6 protein-coding genes and 1 pseudogene are annotated in these 6,471 nt (G+C 41.3%); all 7 read left to right on the forward strand.

Going from position 1 to position 6,471, the window contains the following annotated elements:
• Nucleotides 1-159: pseudogene (locus tag AB5935_RS22435) on the forward strand (30S ribosomal protein S12 methylthiotransferase RimO); the annotation flags it as partial.
• A 73-nt stretch (nt 160-232) separates the two neighbouring features.
• Nucleotides 233-505, forward strand: coding sequence for an HU family DNA-binding protein (locus AB5935_RS22440; RefSeq protein ID WP_007842988.1), 273 nt, complete (start codon nt 233-235; stop codon nt 503-505).
• A 25-nt stretch (nt 506-530) separates the two neighbouring features.
• Nucleotides 531-1,955: an HU family DNA-binding protein gene (locus tag AB5935_RS22445; RefSeq protein ID WP_038609703.1), complete on the forward strand. Its 1,425-nt coding sequence runs from the start codon at nt 531-533 to the stop codon at nt 1,953-1,955.
• 282 nt (nt 1,956-2,237) lie between these two features.
• The gene (locus tag AB5935_RS22450; protein WP_005841303.1) at nt 2,238-3,233 is read left to right on the forward strand and encodes an AAA family ATPase; all 996 of its coding nucleotides are present in this window, start codon (nt 2,238-2,240) and stop codon (nt 3,231-3,233) included.
• Between the two features lie 249 nt (nt 3,234-3,482).
• A complete protein-coding gene (locus AB5935_RS22455) occupies nt 3,483-4,352 on the forward strand; it encodes a DUF58 domain-containing protein (RefSeq protein WP_038612302.1) in 870 nt (289 codons plus the stop codon).
• Between the two features lie 5 nt (nt 4,353-4,357).
• Entirely contained in the window at nt 4,358-5,455 is a 1,098-nt protein-coding gene (locus tag AB5935_RS22460) for a BatD family protein (protein ID WP_005841307.1), read from the forward strand.
• A 19-nt stretch (nt 5,456-5,474) separates the two neighbouring features.
• A partial coding sequence (locus AB5935_RS22465) for a vWA domain-containing protein (protein WP_007835408.1) occupies nt 5,475-6,471 on the forward strand: 997 nt, incomplete at its 3' end.

The raw sequence follows: 6,471 nt of genomic DNA on the forward strand, positions 1-6,471 counted from the left end.
GAAGGAGATTACTACATAGGCAGAACCCAGTTTGACTCTCCTGAGGTAGATCCTGAGGTCTTGATAAAAGCTGATGACGAGTACTTAAAAATAGGTGAATTCTATAAAGTGAAAATTACAGCCGCCGATGATTTTGACCTATACGCCAGCATTTTATAGGCTTTTTCCCATATAAAGTTTGGATAATGTTTGTTTTTTTACTAATATAGCAACCAAATTAACACTTTAAGCTTTGAATAACAAAGAATTTATATCTGAATTATCACGTAAACTAGGATATACAAATAAAGATACATCACAATTGGTATCCTCAGTCATTGGTGTTATGACCCAAGAATTGCAAGATGGCAACAACATTGTAATTCAGGGATTTGGTACGTTTGAGGTTAAGAAAAAATTGGAAAGAATTTCTATTAACCCGGCTACTCAACAACGTATGCTGATTCCCCCCAAGTTAGTGCTGACTTACAAACCCAGTGTAACCTTAAAAGAAAAGTTTAAATAAAATAGCCCTTATTTATAATATTATCATGAGCGAGAAAGTAACCATACAAGATATCATCGAACTTTTGGCTGAGAAACACAGCATGACTAAAAAAGATGCTGAAATCTTTGTCAAAGGAATGTTTGAACTGATAGAGGAAGCTCTAGCTACTGAAAAGTATGTAAAGGTTAAAGGACTAGGTACGTTTAAACTCACAGAGGTGGAGAGTCGTGAAAGTGTAAACGTAAATACGGGGGAAAGAATTGAAATACAGGGTCATACAAAAATATCTTTTACTCCGGATTCCAGCATGAAAGATTTAATAAATAAGCCATTTGCTCATTTTGAAACGGTTATATTAAATGAGAATACCAAATTGGAAGATACCGAAACAGAAATAGAAGGAGAGGAGGAAGATACCGTTGACGAAAACGCGCCTAAGCCTAAACAAACAGTTGCGGCTAAAGAGGTTGAACTCATAGAAACGGAAAATACAGAAGATTCTCCAAATGAGAATCCCATTGCCGCTGAAGACACTATTCCGGTTATTGAGGAAACAATTATTGAAGAACCTGTACCTTCTGTTGAAATCACAAAGGAAGAGATACAAATTATAGAACCGGGAAAAAAATCGGAAGATATTGTCACTGAAGCAGAAAAGGATATTGTTGTTGAAACGGCTGTTCCCCAAACGGTTTCTCCTTTAGCAGAAACAATAGAAGGAAACAAGGTAACAGACAAACCTCAAGAAGAAGTTATGACTATTGCCGATGCAGCCATACTGGCTGCTCATAAAGCTTGTGAAGAAAAAACATCTTTGGAAATAATAGTGCCACAAGAGGCAACCCCGTCAGAAAAAACGGTAACTGTTACTTCTAATTTTGAAAAAGAACAGAAGATAGAGGAAACAACAGAAGCACAAGAAATCTCAGGAGAGAAAAAGAACAGAGTTTCCCGGGGAATTATTCTTGTTATCATTTTGATTGTCTGCATCACAGGTGGCATATATTGGTATTTGCAATCAGATAAAACTTCGGATTTACAATCGCCGGCTACAATAAAAAACACCCAAGAACAATTGGAAGAGGATATTCCTGCAATTCCGGTTAATGACTCATTAATGCAAGGTAAAGATACCGCAAACATATGGACGGATGTTACTAGAAAAGAAACCATCAGTCAATCACAACAGACTGTATCTCCTAGTACGAAAAAGAGTTCTGGCGTTGCTGTAACTGCAAATGTTGAAAAAGAAACTTTAGCCGACACTGTAGAATATGACATAACAGGGACTAAAACTAATTACACATTACGAGAAGGAGAGAGCCTGGTAAAATTAGCTGTGAAATTCTATGGTACAAAAAAGCTATGGCCCTATATCGTGAAACATAATAAAAACATCATTAAAGATGCCGACAGAGTACCCATAGGGACTACTCTGCGTATTCCTGAATTAACTCCTAAAAAATAAGACTTCTTGTATTTTGCCTGCTTTCGACTTAAATAAAGCAGGCAAAATACAAGAAGTAAAAAAAGTGCGCTCAACTGATATTCTCACTCTACAAACCTTATCTTTGTATTTTAAAATTCTTTAGCCCAATAACCTTTAAAAAGTAGAGATGCACTTTACTTTTTTAATAAAAATTAGTTGCCGCTGTTAATTAATTACCGTAATTTTGGCTGCGTTAAATGAACAAGGCTATTTACAAGCCCGTTATTAGATCAATAAAGAAACAACTAAATAAACAAAATTATGGCTGAAGCAATTGACATTCGCGAACTAAACGAACGAATTGAAAGACAAAGTGCGTTCGTAACCAACTTAATGACTGGTATGGACCAGGTTATTGTAGGTCAGAAACATTTGGTAGAATCATTACTTATCGGTTTACTGTCCGATGGTCATATCCTGTTGGAAGGTGTTCCGGGTCTGGCAAAGACTCTGGCGATCAAAACGCTTGCATCTTTGATTGATGCCAAGTACAGCCGAATCCAGTTTACTCCAGACTTGCTGCCCGCCGACGTTATCGGTACCATGATTTATAGTCAGAAAGACGAACAATTCATAGCAAAGAAAGGTCCGATTTTTGCAAATTTCGTATTAGCCGATGAAATTAACCGTGCCCCGGCTAAAGTACAGAGTGCTTTGCTGGAAGCCATGCAGGAACGTCAAGTCACACTGAGCAAGGAAACCTTTATGCTACCCGAACCTTTCCTTGTAATGGCTACTCAGAACCCGATTGAACAGGAAGGTACCTATCCGCTTCCCGAAGCCCAGGTAGACCGTTTTATGCTGAAAGTTATTATCGACTATCCGAAGCTGGAAGAAGAAAAGAAAATCATCCGCCAAAATATTACTGGAGAGAAAATCGAAGTTCGTCCCATTCTGAAAGCAACAGATATTATGGAAGCCCGTAAAGTGGTGCGCCAAGTCTATCTAGACGAAAAGATAGAGCAATACATCGCTGATATCGTATTCGCAACCCGTTTCCCTGAAAAATATGACTTGAAAGAACTGAAAGACATGATTGGTTTCGGTGGTTCACCGCGTGCATCTATCAATTTGGCATTGGCAGCACGCAGTTATGCGTTCATCAAACGTCGTGGTTACGTAATTCCCGAAGATGTTCGTGCAGTTGCTCACGATGTGCTTCGCCACCGTATCGGCTTGACTTACGAAGCAGAGGCTATGAATATGTCTTCTGATGAAATTGTAAGCAAAATCCTGAATAAAGTGGAAGTACCCTAAGGATTGTGTTCTGAGGCAGTTCTTAATTGCTTGACAATTAGGAAGAAACCTTGGAAACAAAAGGTTGAGTACAGAGTTCCACATGGGTGGGACTGTCATTCCACCCATGTGGAACTCCCGTTTCATCTATGTGGGACCACCATCCCACATGGGTGGAACACCAAATGCATCCGTTTGAAAAACCATTCTCGATAGGAGAAAAAACAGAAACCGATGCGCCGGATAAATAAACAACATAGTACGAACAGTATGGAAACAAGTGATTTATTAAAACGGGTTCGCCAGATTGAAATCAAGACACGCGGACTTTCGAACAATATCTTTGCCGGACAGTATCACTCTGCATTCAAGGGCAAAGGTATGTCATTCTCGGAAGTACGTGAATATCAGTATGGTGACGACGTACGTGACATTGATTGGAACGTAACCGCCCGCTACAACAAACCCTTTGTCAAGGTGTTTGAAGAAGAGCGCGAATTGACGGTTATGCTCTTGATTGATGTTTCGAACAGCTTGGATTTCGGTACGGTGAAGCAGTTGAAGAAGGATATGGTGACCGAGATTGCCGCTACATTGGCATTCTCGGCCATTCAAAATAACGATAAAATCGGAGTTATTTTCTTTTCAGACCGGATTGAGAAATTCATTCCGCCTAAAAAAGGCCGTAAACATATTCTTTATATCATCCGTGAACTGCTTGATTTCAAGCCCGAGAGCAAGCGTACAGATATAAAAACGGCTGTGGAATATCTGACCAACGTGATCAAAAAACGTTGCACCACCTTTATGATAAGCGACTTTATAGATGAAAACGACTTCCGCAATGCTTTGACCATTGCCAACCGGAAACATGATATCGTAGCTATTCAGGTATACGACCGCCGCATGGCAGAGTTACCTGATGTGGGACTGATGAAAGTACGCGATGCCGAAACCGGCCACGAGCAATGGATTGACACCTCGTCACGAGCTTTGCGTCGCGCACATAATGACTGGTGGATACTGCGTCAGGGAGTATTGAATGAAACATTTACTAAAAGTAATGTGGACTCTGTATCTATCCGCACGGATCAGGATTATGTGAAATCGTTGCTTAACTTATTTGCTAAACGAAATTAAAGAATATGAATATACTGAATACTAGCAAAAAGTTCCTGAAAGCTGGAGTTTGTGCAATTATGCTGATAACAGCCGGACAGGCACAGGCACAGCAGGTTACGGTAGACGCCAGCATTGACTCGCTGCAACTTCTCATTGGCGAACAGGCTAAAGTGAAGCTGGAAATCAGCATGGATGCCAAGCAAAAACTGCAACTTCCGTTCCTACGCGATACATTGGTAAAAGGAGTGGAGATATTGGATATAGCCAAGCCTGATACCCAGATGCTGAACGATGGAAAGCGTATGCTGATAAAACAGGAATATACAATAACTTCTTTTGACTCGGCACTTTACTATCTTCCCCCATTCGAGGTGATGGTAAACGGAGAGCCTTACCGGTCCAAAGCATTGGCCGTAAAAGTATATTCCATTCCGGTAGATACGCTGCATCCCGAACAATTCTTCGGACCGAAGACCGTTCGCGAAGTACCTATCACCTGGGATGACGTATCGGCCATCGTATGGCTTACCTTGCTGATGCTTGCTTTGGGCGGACTAGCTTACTACCTGTTTGTACGCTACAAAGATAACAAGCCTATCATCAAGAAGATCAAGATTGAACCGAAGTTGCCGCCACACCAGCAGGCGTTAAAGGAAATAGAGCGTATCAAAGGAGACAAAACCTTGCGTACAGCCGATCCGAAGACCTATTATACCGAGCTGACGGATGTACTCCGTACTTATATGGAAGAACGATTCGGCTTTAACGCTATGGAGATGACTTCATCCGAAATTATTGATAAGCTACAGGAAATCAACGACAAAGAGTCTATCAAGGATTTGATGTATTTGTTCCAGACTGCCGACTTGGTGAAATTCGCCAAACATTCTCCGTTGATGAATGAAAACGATATGAATCTGGTAAACGCAGTAGACTTTATCAATAATACAAAAGTGGAACCAGACCCGAATGCAAAGCCCGAACCTACGGAAATCACCGTGGAGGAAAAGCGAAGCAAACAGGGCAGAATGATTCTGCTGGGCAGCATCAGCATCATTGTTATTGCGATTGTGGTAATTCTATATAAGGTGCTGAGTGGTGTATATAACCTCTGGTTTTAACAAATAAATACTAGGAACAATGATTTTTGCAAATATTGAATATCTATTTCTGCTGATTCTGCTCATACCTTATATAATATGGTACGTCATGAAGCGGAAGAAAACCGAGCCTACGCTTCAGGTTTCTACCACACGCATGTACATGAAGGCACCCAAAAGCTGGAAGATTTACTTGCTGCATGCTCCGTTCGTACTCCGTACGGTGGCTATCATCATGGTAATCCTGATCTTGGCACGCCCTCAGACCACAGACAATTGGCAGAATACCGAAATAGAAGGAATCGACATCATGCTAGCAGTAGACGTTTCTACCAGTATGTTGGCCGAAGACTTGAAACCCAACCGCTTGGAAGCCGCCAAACAAGTAGCTTCCGAGTTTATCAACGGCCGCCCCAATGATAATATCGGTCTGACCATCTTTGCCGGTGAGAGTTTTACCCAATGTCCGCTAACGGTAGACCATGGGGTACTGCTGAATCTGTTCAACAGCATTAAAGGCGATATCGCCCAGCGCGGACTGATTGAAGATGGTACTGCCATCGGTATGGGCATTGCCAATGCGGTGACCCGTCTGAAGGACAGCAAGGCTAAATCGAAAGTGATTATTCTGCTGACGGATGGTAGTAATAACCGTGGAGATATTTCTCCACTGACGGCAGCCGAGATAGCTAAACAGTTCGGAATCAGGATCTACACTATTGGTGTCGGTACAAACGGAACTGCTCCTTATCCGATGCAGACCTACGCAGGGACGCAATATGTGAATGTCCCCGTCGAGATAGACGAAAAGACTTTGACCGAGATTGCAGGTACAACGAACGGAAATTATTTCCGTGCCACCAGCAATTCCAAGCTGAAGGAAGTCTATCAGGAGATTGACAAACTGGAGAAAACGAAGTTGAACGTGAAAGAATTCAGCAAACGCGAAGAAGAATATCAGGTATTCGCCTGGATTGCTTTCTTCTGCATTTTGCTTGAACTTTTGTTGCGTAACTCAGTATTAAAGAAAATACCTT

Origin of the sequence: Phocaeicola sp. RTP21198st1_B8_RTP21198_201120 (assembly GCF_040929485.1) — a bacterium.
GTDB lineage: Bacteria > Bacteroidota > Bacteroidia > Bacteroidales > Bacteroidaceae > Phocaeicola > Phocaeicola dorei.